This is a genomic window from Kribbella sp. NPDC026596 (assembly GCF_040638415.1).
Taxonomy (GTDB): Bacteria; Actinomycetota; Actinomycetes; order Propionibacteriales; family Kribbellaceae; genus Kribbella.
On the sequence record NZ_JBEZYF010000113.1, the window covers coordinates 1 to 16,912 of the forward strand.

17 protein-coding genes are annotated in these 16,912 nt (G+C 64.3%); 5 read left to right on the forward strand and 12 right to left on the reverse strand.

Going from position 1 to position 16,912, the window contains the following annotated elements; translation table 11 throughout:
- Positions 1–104: 104 nt before the first annotated feature.
- The 5 genes from AB0E63_RS44505 (at position 105) to AB0E63_RS44525 (ending at position 4,978) form a co-directional block, all read left to right on the forward strand.
- The gene (locus AB0E63_RS44505) at positions 105–1,007 is read left to right on the forward strand and encodes a hypothetical protein (protein WP_360380391.1); all 903 of its coding nucleotides are present in this window, start codon (positions 105–107) and stop codon (positions 1,005–1,007) included.
- 238 nt (positions 1,008–1,245) lie between these two features.
- Positions 1,246–1,587 (forward strand): hypothetical protein, encoded by a 342-nt coding sequence (locus tag AB0E63_RS44510; protein ID WP_360380393.1) that lies wholly within the window; start codon positions 1,246–1,248, stop codon positions 1,585–1,587.
- A 27-nt stretch (positions 1,588–1,614) separates the two neighbouring features.
- Positions 1,615–2,466 carry a hypothetical protein gene (locus AB0E63_RS44515; RefSeq protein ID WP_360380396.1) on the forward strand — a complete coding sequence of 284 codons (852 nt, stop codon included), beginning with the start codon at positions 1,615–1,617 and terminating at the stop codon, positions 2,464–2,466.
- A complete protein-coding gene (locus AB0E63_RS44520; protein WP_360380399.1) occupies positions 2,463–3,035 on the forward strand; it encodes a hypothetical protein in 573 nt (190 codons plus the stop codon). Before AB0E63_RS44515 ends, AB0E63_RS44520 begins: the two co-directional genes overlap by 4 nt.
- Positions 3,032–4,978, forward strand: coding sequence for a hypothetical protein (locus AB0E63_RS44525; protein ID WP_360380401.1), 1,947 nt, complete (start codon positions 3,032–3,034; stop codon positions 4,976–4,978). Before AB0E63_RS44520 ends, AB0E63_RS44525 begins: the two co-directional genes overlap by 4 nt.
- A 72-nt stretch (positions 4,979–5,050) precedes the next feature.
- On the opposite strand, the gene AB0E63_RS44530 is transcribed toward AB0E63_RS44525, so the two are convergent.
- The 12 genes from AB0E63_RS44530 to AB0E63_RS44585 all read right to left on the reverse strand — a co-directional run bounded on the left by AB0E63_RS44530 (position 5,051) and on the right by AB0E63_RS44585 (position 16,581).
- Positions 5,051–5,419: a hypothetical protein gene (locus AB0E63_RS44530; RefSeq protein ID WP_360380403.1), complete on the reverse strand. Its 369-nt coding sequence runs from the start codon at positions 5,417–5,419 to the stop codon at positions 5,051–5,053.
- A complete protein-coding gene (locus tag AB0E63_RS44535) occupies positions 5,416–7,188 on the reverse strand; it encodes a TraM recognition domain-containing protein (protein ID WP_360380406.1) in 1,773 nt (590 codons plus the stop codon). The genes AB0E63_RS44530 and AB0E63_RS44535 overlap by 4 nt, the downstream gene beginning before the upstream one ends.
- A 1-nt stretch (position 7,189) precedes the next feature.
- The gene (locus AB0E63_RS44540; protein WP_360380408.1) at positions 7,190–8,284 is read right to left on the reverse strand and encodes an ATP-binding protein; all 1,095 of its coding nucleotides are present in this window, start codon (positions 8,282–8,284) and stop codon (positions 7,190–7,192) included.
- A 308-nt stretch (positions 8,285–8,592) separates the two neighbouring features.
- Positions 8,593–10,023 (reverse strand): SCO6880 family protein, encoded by a 1,431-nt coding sequence (locus tag AB0E63_RS44545; protein ID WP_360380410.1) that lies wholly within the window; start codon positions 10,021–10,023, stop codon positions 8,593–8,595.
- Positions 10,020–11,135 (reverse strand): hypothetical protein, encoded by a 1,116-nt coding sequence (locus AB0E63_RS44550; protein WP_360380412.1) that lies wholly within the window; start codon positions 11,133–11,135, stop codon positions 10,020–10,022. The genes AB0E63_RS44545 and AB0E63_RS44550 overlap by 4 nt, the downstream gene beginning before the upstream one ends.
- Positions 11,136–11,273: 138 nt before the next feature.
- Positions 11,274–11,564, reverse strand: coding sequence for a DUF6112 family protein (locus AB0E63_RS44555; protein ID WP_360380415.1), 291 nt, complete (start codon positions 11,562–11,564; stop codon positions 11,274–11,276).
- A 39-nt stretch (positions 11,565–11,603) separates the two neighbouring features.
- Positions 11,604–12,545, reverse strand: a complete 942-nt coding sequence (locus tag AB0E63_RS44560; protein WP_360380417.1) for a CHAP domain-containing protein — start codon at positions 12,543–12,545, stop codon at positions 11,604–11,606.
- Complete coding sequence (locus AB0E63_RS44565; RefSeq protein ID WP_360380420.1) at positions 12,542–13,165, reverse strand: hypothetical protein; 624 nt, start codon at positions 13,163–13,165, stop codon at positions 12,542–12,544. The genes AB0E63_RS44560 and AB0E63_RS44565 overlap by 4 nt, the downstream gene beginning before the upstream one ends.
- Before the next feature lies 1 nt (position 13,166).
- Entirely contained in the window at positions 13,167–13,337 is a 171-nt protein-coding gene (locus tag AB0E63_RS44570) for a hypothetical protein (protein WP_360380423.1), read from the reverse strand.
- Between the two features lie 45 nt (positions 13,338–13,382).
- Positions 13,383–14,129 (reverse strand): hypothetical protein, encoded by a 747-nt coding sequence (locus AB0E63_RS44575; protein WP_360380425.1) that lies wholly within the window; start codon positions 14,127–14,129, stop codon positions 13,383–13,385.
- Positions 14,130–14,257: 128 nt separating this feature from the next.
- Entirely contained in the window at positions 14,258–15,169 is a 912-nt protein-coding gene (locus tag AB0E63_RS44580; RefSeq protein WP_360380428.1) for a hypothetical protein, read from the reverse strand.
- 326 nt (positions 15,170–15,495) lie between these two features.
- Positions 15,496–16,581 (reverse strand): toprim domain-containing protein, encoded by a 1,086-nt coding sequence (locus AB0E63_RS44585; RefSeq protein WP_360380430.1) that lies wholly within the window; start codon positions 16,579–16,581, stop codon positions 15,496–15,498.
- Positions 16,582–16,912 lie beyond the last annotated feature (331 nt).

A 16,912-nucleotide genomic window follows, 5' to 3' on the forward strand; every position in this document is an offset into this window, starting at 1 on the left:
CGCGGCTTCTTCTTGCCCATGGACTCCATGATGAACATCCTTCCGGAGCACAAGCTCCTGATCTCGGATGTCCGTCAAAACGGGTCAGGCCCACCCGAGCCCTGATGTACGTCGGCATGACCCGTGGCCGCCACAGCAACCGCGCGTACGTCGCCACCCACACGACGACCGCCGAAATGCATGAACCCCAGTTCGCCCAAACTATGCAAGACGTCCTCGAGACAGTCCTCGAACAAGACGGGATCGAGCGCTCGGCCCACGAAGTCATGCGCGCAGAACTCGACAACGCCACCCGCCTCGACCGACTGATCCCCATCCACGAACACCTCTGCCAGCTAGACGCCCGCGAACGCTACCGCCCGGCCATCATCAACAGCGGCCTCGACCCCGTCGACCAAGCCGCCCTTCAATCCTCCCCCGCCTTCGGACCCCTGATCACCGCCCTCCGCCGAGCCGAGCACCTGGGCCTGAACGTCCCCGCCGCCCTTCGCCAGGTCGTCAACCAGTCATCCCTCACCAACGCCAACGACCTAGCGTCAGTCCTCCACGCCCGCGTCGAGCGACTCATCACACGAGCCGAACGCCGTACGCGCGCGACCTCACTCGTCGCCGGCTTGATCACACCCGCCGTCCACGTCTCGAATCCCACCTACATAGCGGCCCTCCAAGAGATCGAGTCACAGATCGCCCAGCGCGCCGACTGGCTCGCAGAACAAGCCACTTCCTCCTACGAGCCGTGGTACCGACACCTCTCGGACTCAGCACCGGAGGGGACCGAGCCGCAGAGCCAGCTCATCCGCGACGTCGCCGCCTACCGCGAGCTCTATCGGATCTGTACACGCGACCCCCTCGGGTCTCCGCCATCGGCAGATCACGCCCAACAGCGCCGCCACAGTCGCCTCAAGCGGAAACTGCAACAGATCCCCGGCAGCGGCTTCCCAGAGCCAGGGACACCTGTTGCATCCTCAAGCACCAGTTCCACAGATGAGCCAGCGATCGAACGTTAGATCCATGCCCCCGATACAGACCGAGTCACGGCGGGTATCTCATCTGTCAATGATCGTCGTTGGCAAGTGCGCGACATGCCGCGCGCGCTGCCGACGGTTGAGCCACCACTCTAGGGTCTGTGTTGTGTCGTCGACGAAGCACCAGCAAGCGGCTGGCGCCGCGGAACTGGTGACGGCTGTCGCACAGCCAGATGACGCCGGCGCGAGTACGGCCGACAGGTACGAGTGGCAGGCGGCCATGGCAGCTGCCGATGGACTCTCTCTGTACCGCGGAGCGCTCATATCGGGCGGCGCTTCCATCGACACGAGGATCTTGTGCGAGTATCACGAGGACTGGGTGGTCCTGCGCGGCGATGATGCGGAGATCGTGTCGGCAAAGCACAAGGAGGCCGCTTATGGCGCTTTCACGACGTACACAAAGCTCGCCAACGACGGCGGCGTCGAGCACCTCTTCGAGCGCTGGCACGCATTGTCGGAGAAACCGACCTGCCGGTTGGTCACCACCTGCGGGCTCGACCAGGCCAGTGGCTTGGTCGCCAAGGCGAGCGATTGGCTGAAGGACCGTCTCCTGGCGGGCTAGTCCCTCCTAGGGGGTCCGCACGACCACGTGATCGACAAGATGTCGGACGTGCTGCCCGCTGACAAGGATCTGGTGCCGCCTGTGGTGATCAGTCCTCCGTTCACACGCGAGTGGGTGCGCCGGGATCGCATCGCACGTTTTCTCGCAAGGCTGACGCTTCAGGTGGAGCAGATCCGTCGTACTCATCTTCCGTTCGCTGCGCCCGGCATGTTTGCACAGCCGATCGTTGATCAGCTGCAGGCGACTGTGGACCCTCAGGTGGTCTGGGAGGTCACGCTCGGTGTATTTCGGCAACGCATGCGTGCCGCGGGACCCATTCCTGAAGGCGCGCTACCCACCGTGCTGCCACAGGTCACTGATGCGTCGCCAACGGCTACGGAACGGCGGATCGCGACGAGACTGGTGACGACCGCCGACATCGAGTTCGCGATCCAGATTGCGCTCGACCGACCGAATGCGTACCTCCCCTTGCCCAAGCTGCAGAGGACGTCGACGGTCGCGCTCAAGATGGACGTCGGCAAGTGTTCAGACAACAGCATCGAGCGAGCTGAGGAGCTTCGTCTGTACGCCGGAGGTTACTGGAGCGATCGGATGAGCGGTGATCCACGAGCGCGCGCCGAGCGCGAACGCGTCCGAATGAAGGTGCTCGCGCTGACCGACGCGACAACTGTCGAGGTTGCGAGCGACCACAAGCCGTGGGGCCAACGCTTCTGGGGCGAGATACAGCCGCGATTGGCAGAGCTCGCCGCTGCTGACCCGTCGATGCCAGACGCCGACATCATGCTGGGCGGAGTCTGCGAACTCGCGAACGAGTGCAGGGTCTGGTTCAGCAAATCGTTCGATATTGACGCCCACCGAAGTCAGCTGGAGGAAACATGACCCAGCTCGAGGAGGTCGAGGAGCTACGTTGGTTGCGTGAGGACCTCGCATACCACCAGGCCCGGGTCTTGCTGCTGACGGCGGCGGTCGCAGCGGCGCCGGGGCACCAGCGGAAGCTCGATGGACTCACCAAGCTGGCAAAGCTGGACTTTCTCGTACGCTATCCAGCCCTGGCCCCGGTCATCCTGGACGCCCTGCCGTGGGATGACGAGCGGTTGCATCTCACTGATCGCGAGCGAATCGATCCAACCGATGTCGAGGCACCGATGGTCCGGTACAAGTACGGCCCTTGGGATGATCGCTACCACCCGGTTATTGGTGCCTTGGTCTCGCGCGGACTGCTGCGGTACCTGGCCGGCCGCAAAGGCAGTGTCGCGCTGGCTCCGACGAAACTCGGCCGATCGCTCGCAGCGGAACTGTTGTCGTCCGAAGAATGGCACGACGTTGCGCTGCGGTGCCAGGCAATCGCAGAGGCCAGCCCAAACAAGTCCGGTGCCGAGTTGAAGGACCTGATCTACGAACGACTCTCGGATCTCATGCAGACTCCGCAGCGACGGGTGATTCGATGACGACTCGTTTCCGCATCGACGCGATCCACATCGACACCACGGAAGGGTCTGTCGACTACGAGTTCCCAGCGGACATCGTCGTCCTCACGGGCCCCACCGGCGTGGGAAAGACGACGCTGTTCGAGCTCGTGAAGTTCGGTTTCGGCGGACGTGGCAAGCTAGCTCCGGTAGTGCGATCCTCTGTGATTGCGATCCAGCTCGATTTGACCCTCGGCGACGATCGCTACGCGATCAAGCGAAGCGTCGACTCGGACAAAGCAAAAGTCGTGCAGGTGACAGACCTGGTGACTCAGGAGCGACTGCCCGAGCACTATGTGGATCGCAAGAACGTTCCCTCCCTGAACTCTTTGTTGATGGGGGCACTGGGGCTGCCGGACGATGTGCGCGCGGCGGCGCGCGGCGGCGGGAGCAGTCGCGCCGGCGACGTCATTACGTTCAACGATGTCTTCAGCTTCTTGTACGTCGCCCAGTCCGAGATCAACCGGGATATTGCCGGCAGCCAGATGACATACATCGATCCGAAGCGGAAGACCGTCTTTGAGCTCCTGTTCGTGCTGACGAACGAGGAGATTCAAGGACTTCGTTCTCGTTACAACGAACTGAAGGGAGAGATCGCGACGGCCGAGGCCGAGCAGCGAACCGTACGCACCTTCCTTGCCGACACCGGAACCGGCGGACGTTTCGAGACCACAACCGCGCTGGCTGAGGCAGTCAGGCAACAGACCGACAGCGAGGCGAGGCTCGCCGAACTCCGCAACGCCGTAGACCCGGTCGGTGATCGACGGACACAGATGCTCCGTGATCTGCTAACCGAGGCGGAGGTGGGATCAGCCGACGCACGAGCGACACTGAATGTACTGCGTCGGCAACGTGCCGAGTACGCGGCGGAACGCGATCGTCTCGCGAGTGATATCGCGCGTCTTGCACGAATGCGGGACGCCGGCGCGCGACTGGCGGATTTCGAGTTCGCAGTCTGCCCTCGTTGCCTGCAGTCCCTGTCGGAACGGTATGTGCCCGCCGACGCCTGCCGAGTCTGCCTTCAACCTGATCCTGTGCAACAGCGAGCGCACCCGGACCAGTACGAGACGAGGCAGCTGGAGGATCAGCGTGCAGAAGTCGACACTCAGTTGCAACAGATTGCGCTGAAGGAGGCCGCGACCTCCGCCGCCCTTTCCGAGCGCGCCGTTCTCGTCACCCACTTGAATGCAGAACTCGAGGAACGCACGGCAGACCGCATCACGCCACGTCTCCAGGGGTTCGTGGACGCCACCGATCAGCTCGCCACCGCAAGAGTGCAACAAGAGCATCTCGAGTCGATCCTCCGGCAATGGGATCGCGCCGACGACCTCGCTGGAGTCGCCGACAACCTGCGCCTGGACCGCAGACGAGTCAAGCGGGAGCTCGACGAAGCCAGTGATGCCATGGAGGCACGCCGTACCGAGATCTTCGACGACCTCGATGCCGAGTTCCAGGCGACTGTCGCGGATCTCGGAGTCCCCGGTGTCGAGACCGCAGTCATAGACCGCTCAACGTATCTGCCCATGCTCAATGGAGAGAGCTTTGCCGACGCGAGCTCAGCGGGCGGAATCATCACAGCTACGCAGATTGCCTACTGGACGTCGTTGGTGAGTGTCGCAGCCCGGCGAGGCGACACGTACTATCCGGCGTTTCTGCTGATCGACAGTCCTCAACTTGCGCTGAACGCCTCCGCGGCGGTAGTCGCGGCGATCTACCGTCGGATGGCGACACAGAGCACAGCCAGCCCCGGACGGCTGCAGCTCATCATTGCGGACAACGAAACGCCAGAGGTCTTCAAGGGGACGCGGCTGCCCGAGATCCGTGTCGACTACGACCATCCGACCATCACGGCGGTGCATCATCCGGGGCCGGCCCGTGTGGAGACCCTCGACAACCTCCCGGACGAGTCCGCCAGCTCGATGTAGCGATAGCAGCCGGCACCTTCTACGGGTGGTCTGGCTGCCGTGGCAGCCGCCCGACTCCCACCATGAGGCGCGTCAGGCTTCGGGGCGGTGTTCGGTTCTTGAGCAGCCGAGGCGGGAGGTCCATTCTCGGAGGCGGCGGACGGCGAGGTCTAGTTCGCGATGGAAAGCGAGTGGGCTGGACGGAGCGGCATCTTCGAGGTAAGAGGCTTCCCAAAGAGTGCGCAGGGCGGAGAGTTCTTCGACGAGGGCGCCATGGTGGGGCCAGCAGGGTGGGACGAGTTTGTGGTCGATGTTGTAGCGACGCGTTAGCCAATCGACCCAGATTCTGAGGCGGTCGAGTTCCTCGGTTGCCGTCGTTGCGTCGAGGTCTCGCCAGCAGATGATGAACGGGTCGTCAGTGGCGAGGTCGAAGGACTTCAGAAGGCCGTCGCGCGGGTTCATTCAGGTAGCCCTGCGCGCCGAGTTGCGTTGGTGATGCTGGCACGGATCTGGTCTGCATCGGGACGGGCCGGCCAGGGAGTCATGTTCAGGAGGATCGGCGGGGCCGTCCTGGCGAGGAGGATGCCTGTGCCGAGTGGAAGTGTACGGATCACGTCGGGTGGGAGAATCGGTATGCGGCGGGTACTGGTGGAGACGGTGCGCTTGCCGTCGGGGCCGCGACTCCAGTTGCGGATCTCTTCGTCCCGGTCTCCGCAGACGGCGGCGAGGTCCTGAAGATCTCGGGGTTGCGCCGAGCCGCCGAGGATGAGCCGGAGAGTTGCGGCGTCCCACATCGCGGCGGCCGCTTGCTCGCCCCATTTGTCTCTGGCCTGCGCCAGGGACTGAATGACGACGAGAGTCGAGATCCCTGATCCGCCGCCGTCGGCCATCAGCGACGGCAGCGACGGAACGGCGCAGAGGTTCGCGACTTCATCCAGGATCAGAGCGAGCGGTGGTTCCAACCGGCCGCCTGGATTACCTGCGGCGAGTTGGCGGGCGGTCTCGGTGATGTCCTCGAGAAGGGCCGCGATGAACGCCGACGTGGCACTCGCGCCGACGCCCGTGCCGAGGAGGTAGATGGTGCCGCGGTTGGCGATAAAGGTCTTGGGATCAAGTCCCTCGCCCTCGGCAGGGTCGAACGACTTTCGTACGGCAGGGTCGGCCAGGGCGGAGAGTGCGGAGCGCACACCCGCCCAGACAGCGTCTCGGGTTCGGCCGTCCATGCGGACGATTCCGTCGAGGGTGTCGCCCCAGCCCTCGGCGGCGTCCGGTGCGCGGTTGAGGATGGTGACGGCTTCGATAGCCGATGCCGGCTCGAGGCTCCATCGGTAGAGCTGCGCTACACCGGCGCCGTCGATGGCCGCTGCGTGCAGGAGGCCGCGCAGAGCCATTTCGGTCTGCCCGTGCCAGAAGGCGCCATCGGAGACACCGCCTTTGGTGAATCCTGCGCCGGCTGCCAGTCCGCTGGCGCGGACGATCGCGGTCGTCGGGTTCTCGCAGCCCCGAACTGGCGACCACCGAATGCCCTCGATCTGCCCAAGGCCTTGTGGGTCGAAGATCGCGACTGGTCCGTGGGCGCGCCGCAGCTCAACGGTGGCGGCGAGGTTGTCCGGCCGGGTGGAGGTGGTGACGACTGCGCCAGGTCCGTCGATGACGGCGCCGATGACCTGATGGAGGCCTTTCCCGGAGCGGGGCGGCCCGAGGACGATTTCGGAGTCCTCTACCGATGCCCAGCACTGTCGCCCGCGCGATCGCCCTAGGTACCGACCAACGTCCGACGGCTTAGGTCGTCGTACCGCGGGGCGCGCGGACTGACCACGGCGCAGCACCTGGTTACGTCCGACCGAGGCGTCGACGTCTGCAGCAGTAGCGAGTCCCGGGCGCTTGGCGACAGACTTGGCCCGACGCGCCGCGCTCGCATGGCGTCTGGCCAACAGATAGTGGACACCAACTCCAGCAGCGATCGGGATCATCAGCAGCACCGCAAGCGCGAACCAAAACACGGCCGGATGAAACGCACGGCTCGGCAGCCCGAAGACCTGTGCGGGATCGCCTGGCTCGAGCACGACCTTCAGTGCGTCGGGCCATGAGGAGTGGACCCACTCATGCGTCGTCAGAAAGCTGCTGAGACCACCTGCGAGGTAGAGAATTCCCGCACTGGAGAGCAACAACGCCCCGCCGACCATGATCAGGTCCGATAGATCTCGGGGAGACCGACCACCACCGTCCATGTCACATCCTTCCGTCCGTGTTGAACAAGCGAGCCTCGCGGGCGTGACGAACGAGTTGTACGACGAATGATCGGCTGGGGAGCCGCCATAGCGCGCGTCCCTTCGGGAGCTTCGCGACCGTCGCTACCTCGACGTCCGTGAGTCCGAGGAGCGTCGCCGTACGGGCAAGTTGATCTGGCTCCTGACGAAGCATGATCCGCGTGGAGCAGTCAGCCAGGAGCCCTTCGGCTAGTGCACGGGCTTCGGATCCGAGGTCGCCAACCGCAGCCAGATCCGACAGGCGGTGAATGATCAGGATGTTGGAGACACCCCAGGCACGTGACAGCTTCCACTGCTCTTGCATTCGGCGCAGGAGAGCGGGGTCCCGCATCACCCGCCACCCTTCGTCGTACACGATGAACCGCTTCCCACCAGCCGGATCGGTCACGGCCGCCTCGAGCCAGGACGACGCACACGCCAGTGTCAGGCGGAGCGCCTGATCATTGCCTCCAGCACCAATCCATGAAGAGTCAAGAGTCACCATCGGCAGGGACGGATCGAACCGGGTCGTTGATGGCCCGTCGAACATGCCCGCGAGGTCGCCGTGGACGAGCCGCCTGACCGCGTGTGCCAACTCTCGGCTGTCTACTTCCGAAGTGCCCTCACCCAGCTCCGTCGAGAACAAGGCCCCTACGACGTCAGGGATGGTCGGCGCCGGGATCCGGGATGCTCGGTCGATGGCAAGATCGAGGGCGGTGTGCTCTACCGCGGTCAGCGGCCGGCCGAGGGTGGACTCGGCAAGCGTTCCCAGCAGGGTTCGTCGCCGTGATCTGACGATCCGGTGCCAGTCGTCGTCCGAAAAAACACCACCCGGACGACTTCCGGCATCGAGCGGATTCAGCCTGGTCGAGAGTCCCGGCCCGAGCTTGATGACTGATCCACCCACGGACTCTGCGACCGCCGTCCACTCGCCCTTCGGGTCGCACGGGACGTAGGCCTTGTGCCCAAGCGCAATAGATCGAGTGATCAGGGCCTTGGCAGTAGACGACTTCCCGCTTCCGATGACGCCTGCCAGAAGCAGATTCGGGTTGGTGATGACCCGGGACTGATAGAGCACCCAGGGGTCCTAGACGAACGAGCCTCCGCTGAAGACATCGTTGCCGATGTAGGTACCGTCGGCCCCCAAACCCCCTTCGGCGAGGAACGGATAGGCGATGCGGAGAATCCTGGTGGTCGCGCGATGATCGTCCACCAGTAACGGCAGCCGCCGACGCAGAGCGATGACCTCGGCCGGCCATGACTCGGCCAGATCCTCTGGCTGCCTCGTGGGCGGTGTGCGGCGCTGAACCGATCGGCTCGCTCGACGATTGGTGCGTCTCGTTCGTCGATCTGTCTCGCTGGGCTCGAACCATCCTGTGCTCGTCTTCATCCGAGACCAACCCCGAACGGGAGCGCCGCGGCGATGAATCCCTCGACCTGCTGACCGACCAGACGCCGTACGTCGAGCAACGCTTGGGAGGCGGCGATTTCAATCTCCGTGCATGCCTCGTCGAGGGCATCCTCAGTGTCAGCTGACACTGCGATCAGGCCGATCCATCGCACGTCGCCGTGCCCTGCAGCCAGGTCCTTCTCCCGTAGCGCGACGTCAGCGTCGAGCTGTCGGTCCTCCTCGGTCTCCATCTGACCGACACGCTTCCGGGTCGCTCGATCGGTCACCCGCTCGACCTGGTGGCGACGGGCATCACGAAGTGCCTTGCCGATGGGCACCGGTTGCAGTACGAGCGAGAAGGTTCGGCGAATCCCCGGCTTAAGGAGCAACGGGCCGAGGAACGACGGCATCGCGCGAACGCGTGGCCACTCGGTGACGACGTACACGCGATGGAACGACGAGTCGGTGCGCAGGTGGTCCCAGGCGGCATCGACCGCCAGAGGTGCGGCGTCTGCTGGATCGATGTCGCCGACGAGCGTTCGGGTCGCCGCGGGGTCGAAGGCGACTCGAAGACTGGATGCCAAGTCGGCTGCGTTGAGCCAGACGCCGGCTACCCCGGCGCCTGCGAACGAGGTCTGGAAGGCGCGCGATTCCGAGTCCAGTACCGTCATGGCTCCGGCCAGTCCCCCGCCGTGCTTGCGAACCTCCTTGGACACTGCGTCAAGGTTCAGGGCAAAGCTGAACAGCGTCTCGTGTCTAGCTGCCGCGGGCGCCGCGTGCTGCAGCAGGTCACGGTAGACCGCTCCGGCGGCGGTGGAGGCGTCCAGATTGCGTTTGCGCGCCCATTCCCCAAGCCCGTCACCGGGGTCCGGGATCGTGCGCTCGAGAATCTGTGCTCGTGCGATCCGGTTGCTCTGGCACAGGCCGGCGACCATCCGGCCGTATGCCGCCACGCGCCGTTCCTGCTCGTCGGAGTTCTGGAGCAGATGTGCGGGTCCCTCGATCTTCGCGACGGCAACAAGTCGTCGGCGGAGTGGGTCGTGCACCGCACCAATGGACGATCGCGTGTCCAGGATCCGCAAGGAACTTGCTTCTCCAGGCAACTGCAGGTATCCATGCCGGCGAGGAGTGAGCGGATTTGCCCGGTACGACTGATTCTTGCGCCAACCACGGATGAGGTGGGCGACACGCAGGACAACCCATCGGTACGTCGGCAGTCCCTCGAATCGACCGAATGCAATGACCGCGCACACGAGAGCGACAGCCATCCCAGCGAGACGGAGCGGCGCAGGCCAGCCGGCGAGCAGGGACACCAAAGACAAGGCGATGCCGGCGATCACCAGAGTCACTTGGATCGGTCGCAGACCGAGCAGCAACGAATTCCGTTGCGGTCGTGGAAAGCGTGCGGAGAGAGCGTTCGACATCATCGATCTCCTTGCTCTGATGCCTGGCTCGGGCCGTTACCCTGCCCGGTCGACTCGCCGTCGATCGACACCTCACTAGTCGCGACCGCGATGTTCGTTTGCCCAGAGTCCGAACCTGCTGTCGGTGGCGTTGCTGACTCGGGCTGAGCTGCCGTATCCGAGCCGGCCTGCGAATCCTGTCCGTTGCTCGGATCTGTCACGTGGTCGGATTGCTCGCCCGAGTCGTTGCCGGTGTCGGAAGTCGCCTGATCGTCGGGATCTTGATCGCCACCGACAACCGGTGACGAGTCCTCTTCGTCCGACCCGCTGAAGTCGCCGGCTGCCCATTGTTGAAAGCGTCCGAGTTGATCCTTGCCCGCCTCGACCCCAGCCGCGCCTTGTTGGAGGACTCGCGTCGCCGCTTGGCCCTGATCACCCGCCCAGTGGATGAACGAGTAGGTCGCCAGGGGAGCGAACGCCGCCATGGCGACCAGCAGGATCCCAGCGATGAATGTGCCGATGTTCGGTGCCGTGTCCTGTCCGGGAGCCCCCACGGCAGAGAAGCCGAGGGTGAAGACAAGTGCCATCGCGATCTTCGAGAACAACAACGCGCCGACGACCTCGATCCACCGCCGAAGCCAGTGCCGGGTCGCGGACCACGTCCAGCTGACCATCGCGACCGGGGCGAAGACCACGAAGGCGATCAGCGCTACGTCGCGGATGAGCATGACGAAGTACAACGAGAACATCGCGAGTAGGCCGAGCTGGACAGCCAGAAGGAGGATGCCGCCCAGGGTCGGCGCGGTCAGGAACACAGTGATGTCAGTCATCCTCTTGATACCGTCCGTAGCCGACTTTTCGCCCAGGATGCCTGTCGAGATCTCGTCGACGGCTCGCCCGCAGGTCGCAATAGCTGCGACCGCCAACGGAACCCCAGCTGTTCCGACCAATGCGCCGACGACTGCGTGGCCGAGTCTGGCGGGTTCGCGGCGGATGACAGCGGAGACACATTGCAGGATGAAGACCGCAACGAGGATCGGCAGCGAAAGCCCGACCATCAGGTCCAGGTTGTCCTTCCACCACGCCTGGTCGAACGTAGGCGACGTGCTGGTGCTGAACGTGTGAAACACATTCACCGACAGGTCCGCCAGACCGTTCGCAGACCATCTGAGGAACGAATCCCACACTGAGTTGACAGCCTTGTTGCCCAGGTCCCCAACGGCGCAGCCGACTGGGTTCAGGAGACAATCAGTCCAAGCCATGCTCTGGATCCCCTAGCCGATCTGGATGCCGCTGAAGAAGCGGATGATCGGGTTGGCCGAGGCGATCAGCATCGCCGCGCCCGCAGCAATCAGGCAGCCAAGTTTGCCGCGGCCCGCGTAGTGCGAGTTGCTGCCAAAGCTGCCCACCGCCCAGGCAACTGCGGAGATCACGAACGCCGCCACGCAGACGACGAGCCCGAAGGTCTGCAGTGCGCCGACGATCTGACGCAATGCGGGCAAGCCGGGGAGACCGTTCGAGTTCGGGCTCACTCCAGGATCCTGGAGGTAGAAGAAGCTGAGCATGCGTTGCCTCCTGGCGCAGGACGGCGCCATTGGTTCGGATTAGGTGGTGGGGTAAATCGGCGGCGCCCAGCCCAGATAGGTGGCGCCCCATCGCTGTTCGACCGATCCGACGTCGACGAGATACACACCGCCCTGCCCCGGCACGCGATCGCCGATGTCGTTGGAGACGATGCGGCCGTTGCCGACGTACACAGCGACGTGCCCGTACGGCCCGTCGGTCGCCCAGAACAGCAATGCGCCGACTGGTGGCCGTCGGTCGTCGGGGTGGGCATTCCCGCTGCTGACCACCTGTGCCCACTGCTCGGCTGCGGAGTAGTAGCCGGACCTCGGGCGACCCCAGATATTCGAGGCCAGGCGAGCACACAGCCGGTAATAGCCGTCGCGGCCGACCATGCCGAGCGCTCGGCGTACGGCTTCGTCGGCACCCGGAAGCTGGTTGGTATCTCCAGCTCCCCAGCTGCCGCAGACGCCGACCGCCGGCGGCGCCCCAACGAGGCGGACTGCGGCCTCATAGTTGCTGCGGTAGTTGTCGCCGTCGGCGAACGCGGATCGCTGCACCGCCTGCGCGGCCTTCCACGGTTCCATCGACGTCCAACCAGGCACGTTGGCGAGGGCGGCGTAGAACAGTCCTGCCGAGCCGGTTGGGTCCATGCGTACGTTGAGCGGTCCCCAGCTGTCACGTTGCTGGAACAGACCGCGCGAGTCGGAACCGGCTGCGTCTCCCTGGTCCGTATTGCGCAACGAGGACTCGGTCATGGCTGTCATGACCGCGGTGACCTTGCCCGGCTGGCCCATCGCATAGCGATCACCGACGCCGATGATGACGGCCAGGTTGGAGGTCTGCTCCGCATCAAGGCTGACGTCGTTGAGAGTTTGGACCGCATTGCAGGTGTCCGATCCTCGGCCGGCGATGGCCAGTGGAGGTACCAGACAGGCGGTGGTGACGAGCAGCGCGCTGGCTGCTGCAACCTGGATGATCACTGCGGCAGTTCGTTGGTCGCCGACCAGAAGGTGCACTGCGGACGACAAATGACGCTGACTGTCAGGTGTCTTTCGGTCGTGGTCGTCTCTCCGTCGACGACGCTCACCTGCGTGCCGCGGACAAGGAGTCCATGCCAGCCAGCAGGTGCGCGAGGATCCCGGGCGAGCGCCTGCAGCTCAGGCGTTGTTACAGCCGTCACATCCGTCACGCTGGCGTGCGCTTCGTGAGCTTTCATGTCCTCCCATTGGCTTGCGTACGGAAGCATGCTGCGGGCAACCTCGCCGGCGTCGGGTGCCTCTAGCGAGTCCGCGAAGGACGCTGCGGCGTTTTGCCACTGGGCGTAGCTTTGGGCTCTCGAGTCGTATGTCCAGATCGTCGTGGCGAACGCGACGGCGTACCGCGTCGGATCCGTTGTCGTGGGTCGTACCCAAGCCGACAGGGGCCCTGGCTTGGAGGCGTCTGGAGTGGTCGTCCCCGCGCCTGGGTGGGCTCGCCCGGACTCACCACGAGCGACGTCCGGCGTGTCGTGCCAGCGGATGACGAGCGCCAAGATCAGGACGATGAGCAGAACGAGGATGATGAGTGGAGCAGCGAGCTTCGAGTTCATGACTCGACGCATGTCAGAGTTCCCTCCGTGTCTTCACCGGCTGGAGCCGGGCGATGAGTGTGCGCGCGATAGATGTCGGGATGATCCCGAGCGCAGCCTGCAAACGCAGGTAGAAGCGGAACTGGGCGAAGTAGTACCGCATGAGCCAGTTCCGGCGGCGCGGGCGCCTGTCGAGGTTGTTCATAAGAGCTCAACGTTTGGGCCCTCATGACCGCCGAGTAACTTCGAGTCAGGCAGTTCGAGCGAGGCCGAGTCCGAGGTGGTCATGCCACGATGCGTCAGGCGGCCGACCGAACCGCGTCGGTCTGGACGAAGCCCGAGGTAACCTCCCGGCAGCCTGGCCGATCCATCGCTGGACCGATACATCCGCGAACACCACATCGGGCGGCTGACCACCGGCGAGGCGCGAGAGTGCGGACGTCCGGATCGGGCCGTTGTGGAGCAGCCAAGCCAGTCCTTCTGCCTGTCCTCTGGGTACGCCGATGGCTCGAACGCGTGCTGCGATCGCGTGCTTGGAGTAGCCGGGGCCATCAGCAGCAGCAACTAAGCGCCGCCGCACTTCCCCAACCGCTAGCCCAGCGCGCTCCAACCGGATTCCGATGCGGTCGAGCAGCGGGCCCAAGTCCGCGAGCATGCTCGGCTGCTCGGTTTCAGGCAGGTAGTCGATCAGCGGATGCCGCTGCCTCCGCCTCGCTTCCTGGCGTACGACATCGGCCAGCCGCCATCGCACCATGTTCGCCAGGTATCCCCAGGTCACCTGACTGGCCGGAGGCTTCTCCGCCAGTCGACGGCAGCGTTCCCAGGCCAGCACCCGCGCCATCTGCGCAGCCTCATCGTTGCCCAGCGCAATCCGGAGCCGGCTGGGCAGCTCCGCGACGATTCGATGCTCGATGGCTGCGGCCAGCCGCATCGACGGCTCCTCTGCCCAGCCCGAGTCCGCAGCGTCGACCAGGAGCGCCTGAAGTTCTTCAGTCATTGGCTCACTCCGTATCCTGATGACTCGGACCGCGGCCCGAGAATTGACTCTTGCTATCGGCACCAATGTCGCCGTACCCCGTGGTGATCTGAACCCGGAATATGAAGTCCCGGAGTCCTGGACTTTCGTCACGGCGTCGGACCCGCCGGCGACGGACTCGCATCGTCGAGCTCCGGTAGGTGCTGACGCCGCGGCTTGTAGTCCTCCAAGGGCCGCGTCGACACCATCGCGTCGTACAGTCGTCGCGGGCCGTCCTGGGTCTTCAGCAGGCTCGACGCCGTCTGTCCGTCCGGCATCTCTACGGCACGAACCCGCTTGTAGAAGTAGGACAGGTCAGGATGAGAAGCGATCGCTGTACGGCGCCACTCCTGGTCGCCGTCCAAGGCAACGATCACCGTGTCGGTGACCGTGTAGCGGTACAAGGTCTTCGCCTGCGCCGACGACATCTGCGAACCGCACAACGGGATGCCGGCCCAACGCTCACCCGCCAGGCGACCAAGGTTCTCGATAGCCATCGCATCCAATGGATCGTTGACGACCACGACAAAGGCTCCGTCGGTCAATATGTCGAGCTGCTCCTCGATTCCGACCAGCGCGTTTGACGGCCGGTGAATCAATGTCGTCGGCGAGGCCGAGTACGCCGGCTTCGCCCCGGGGCCGACACCGACGAAGCCAACGGGGTCGAGCCTTTCGTCCCGTGCGAGCATCATCAGTTGATCGCGAAAGACATCAACAGCGGTGCCTTCCTCGGTCCACTCGGACAAACCAGCCCGGATCAGCGTGCGGAAGTCGAAACCCTTCTCTCGCAGGTGATCGGTGAGTCGCGTAAACGAGTCCGGCGCGTAGCCGATCCGCCAAGACGAATCCGTCCGCAATGCCTCACCGACACCGCGACCCCGAACCTGCTCGACCGGCCAGCCAACGTTTGCTCTGAGCAACTCTCGCCGGTAGAACCTGGCCGCAACCGTATTCGCGACCATCATTCGCTGGCGTTCTCCGCTGATCAGCATGTTCTCGGAATCCGATGACACAGCATTCATCACAACCTCCGTAGACCAGCAATTCATTGGCTACGAAGGTCGCCTTCGGCGGTTGGACAAAGAACCCCGATTTCGACATCGGGGACTATTGGAACACGCAACCTATGTCGCTTAGCGTGGATATGACCGTGGATCACGGTCCGCGAGGCAGCATCTCAGCGAGCCGATGCCCTCATCGATCCACCCGACTGTGACAGGGCTGTTCCTGCTGGGCGCAGACCCCAAGGAACTCGCACCACGGTCCGGCACATGCCAGCGGGAATCTGGGGTCTTCCGCAACGTTCGTCATATCCACGCTAAGCGACATAGGACACGCAATCCAGTAGTCATGGCGTCGGCGAGTTGTCGAGCGGATCGACGCCGGCAGTCGGGTCCGGCGGAGGGTGCGACAGCGGTCGACGCGTCGAGCGACCAAGGGTCTCGAGAACCTCTCGCGAGACGATCTCCTGATCGAGCTGCAGGACCTTCGCGAGCGCCCCCAGCTGTGCTGCCACCCGGTCGTGGGGCAACCTCGCCACCAGCGGCGCCACCCGGCGCAGCGCATTCACTCGACCACTGATGTGATCCAGCACCCGCGACCACCGAGCCACCTCTACCTCGATCGCCAGCTCCGCAAGCGGCCTGGGCGAGCTCAGAGTCTCGGACAACCGATCGGCACCCGCGGGTGTCTCAAGCAGCGAGGAGAGGTCATGCCCTGAGGGGAACTCGGCTACCTGTACACGCTTGAAGAACGCCGACAAGTCATCCAGCCACCGCAGTGCAGCGATGCGGCCGGCTCCGTCTGCGTCCACCCCGACGATCACAGTGTCGCTGTCTGAGTAGTGGCGGACCATCGAGACCTGATGAGACGACAGTGCCGTCCCGCAGACACCGAGACCGGCCCAACTGCTAGATGTCAACCGGCTCAACTCATCCACAGCCACGGCGTCCATCGGCCCTTCGACCAAGACGGGCGTTGCTCCACTCTCCAAGAAATCACCCTGCTCCGCGAGGCCGACGAGCGTCTGTGACTTCTGGTAGATACGCGTCGTCGGAGAGTTCAAGTACTTCGGCCACCCACCTCGTGAACGTCCCACGAATCCAACCAACTCCTGACCCGCATCCCAGGCAGGAAACATGATCCGATCACGGAACCGGTCGACCAGATACCCCTTCTTGGTTGCAGTAGCCAGACCCGCAGCCAGCAGAGTCTCATCACCGAAACCCTGCGATCTGAGGTGATTGACCAAGTAGGCCCAGCCGTCAGGCGCATAACCAATCTTCCAAGGCGAGCTCGACCTCAGTACGTGTCCGAGCCCACGCTGCATCAGATGTGCGACCGGCCACCCCGCACCGGCCCGCAGCAACTGCTCCCGGAAGAACTGTGCTGCCGCGACTTGTGCCGCCACCAACCGGCAATCGTCAGAGCTCATCGCGCTAGTCACCGCCTCAAAGCGAAACCCCACGTCGCTATCAAGGTCGGCTCCCCCAGAGGTCGAACGGAACCCGGATGACCAGGTCCAGGAGTCCTGTACTGCAAGCGTCAACGCAGCCAGGCACCGCGTGCTGGCAGACGATGGGCTGAGCCTCAAGGCAATTCCGGACCACCAGGAGCGTTGTACGCCTCGTGCTCCGGCGGCGGAGCATGACCATCAACTGGGTCATGACCTTGGGCTTGCCCCGTCTCGACGGACAGGGTTGATGTGAGGTGGTCAGGCTATCTGCTCGGCGGTGACCATGATGGTGGATTCGTACTGCGTTGGG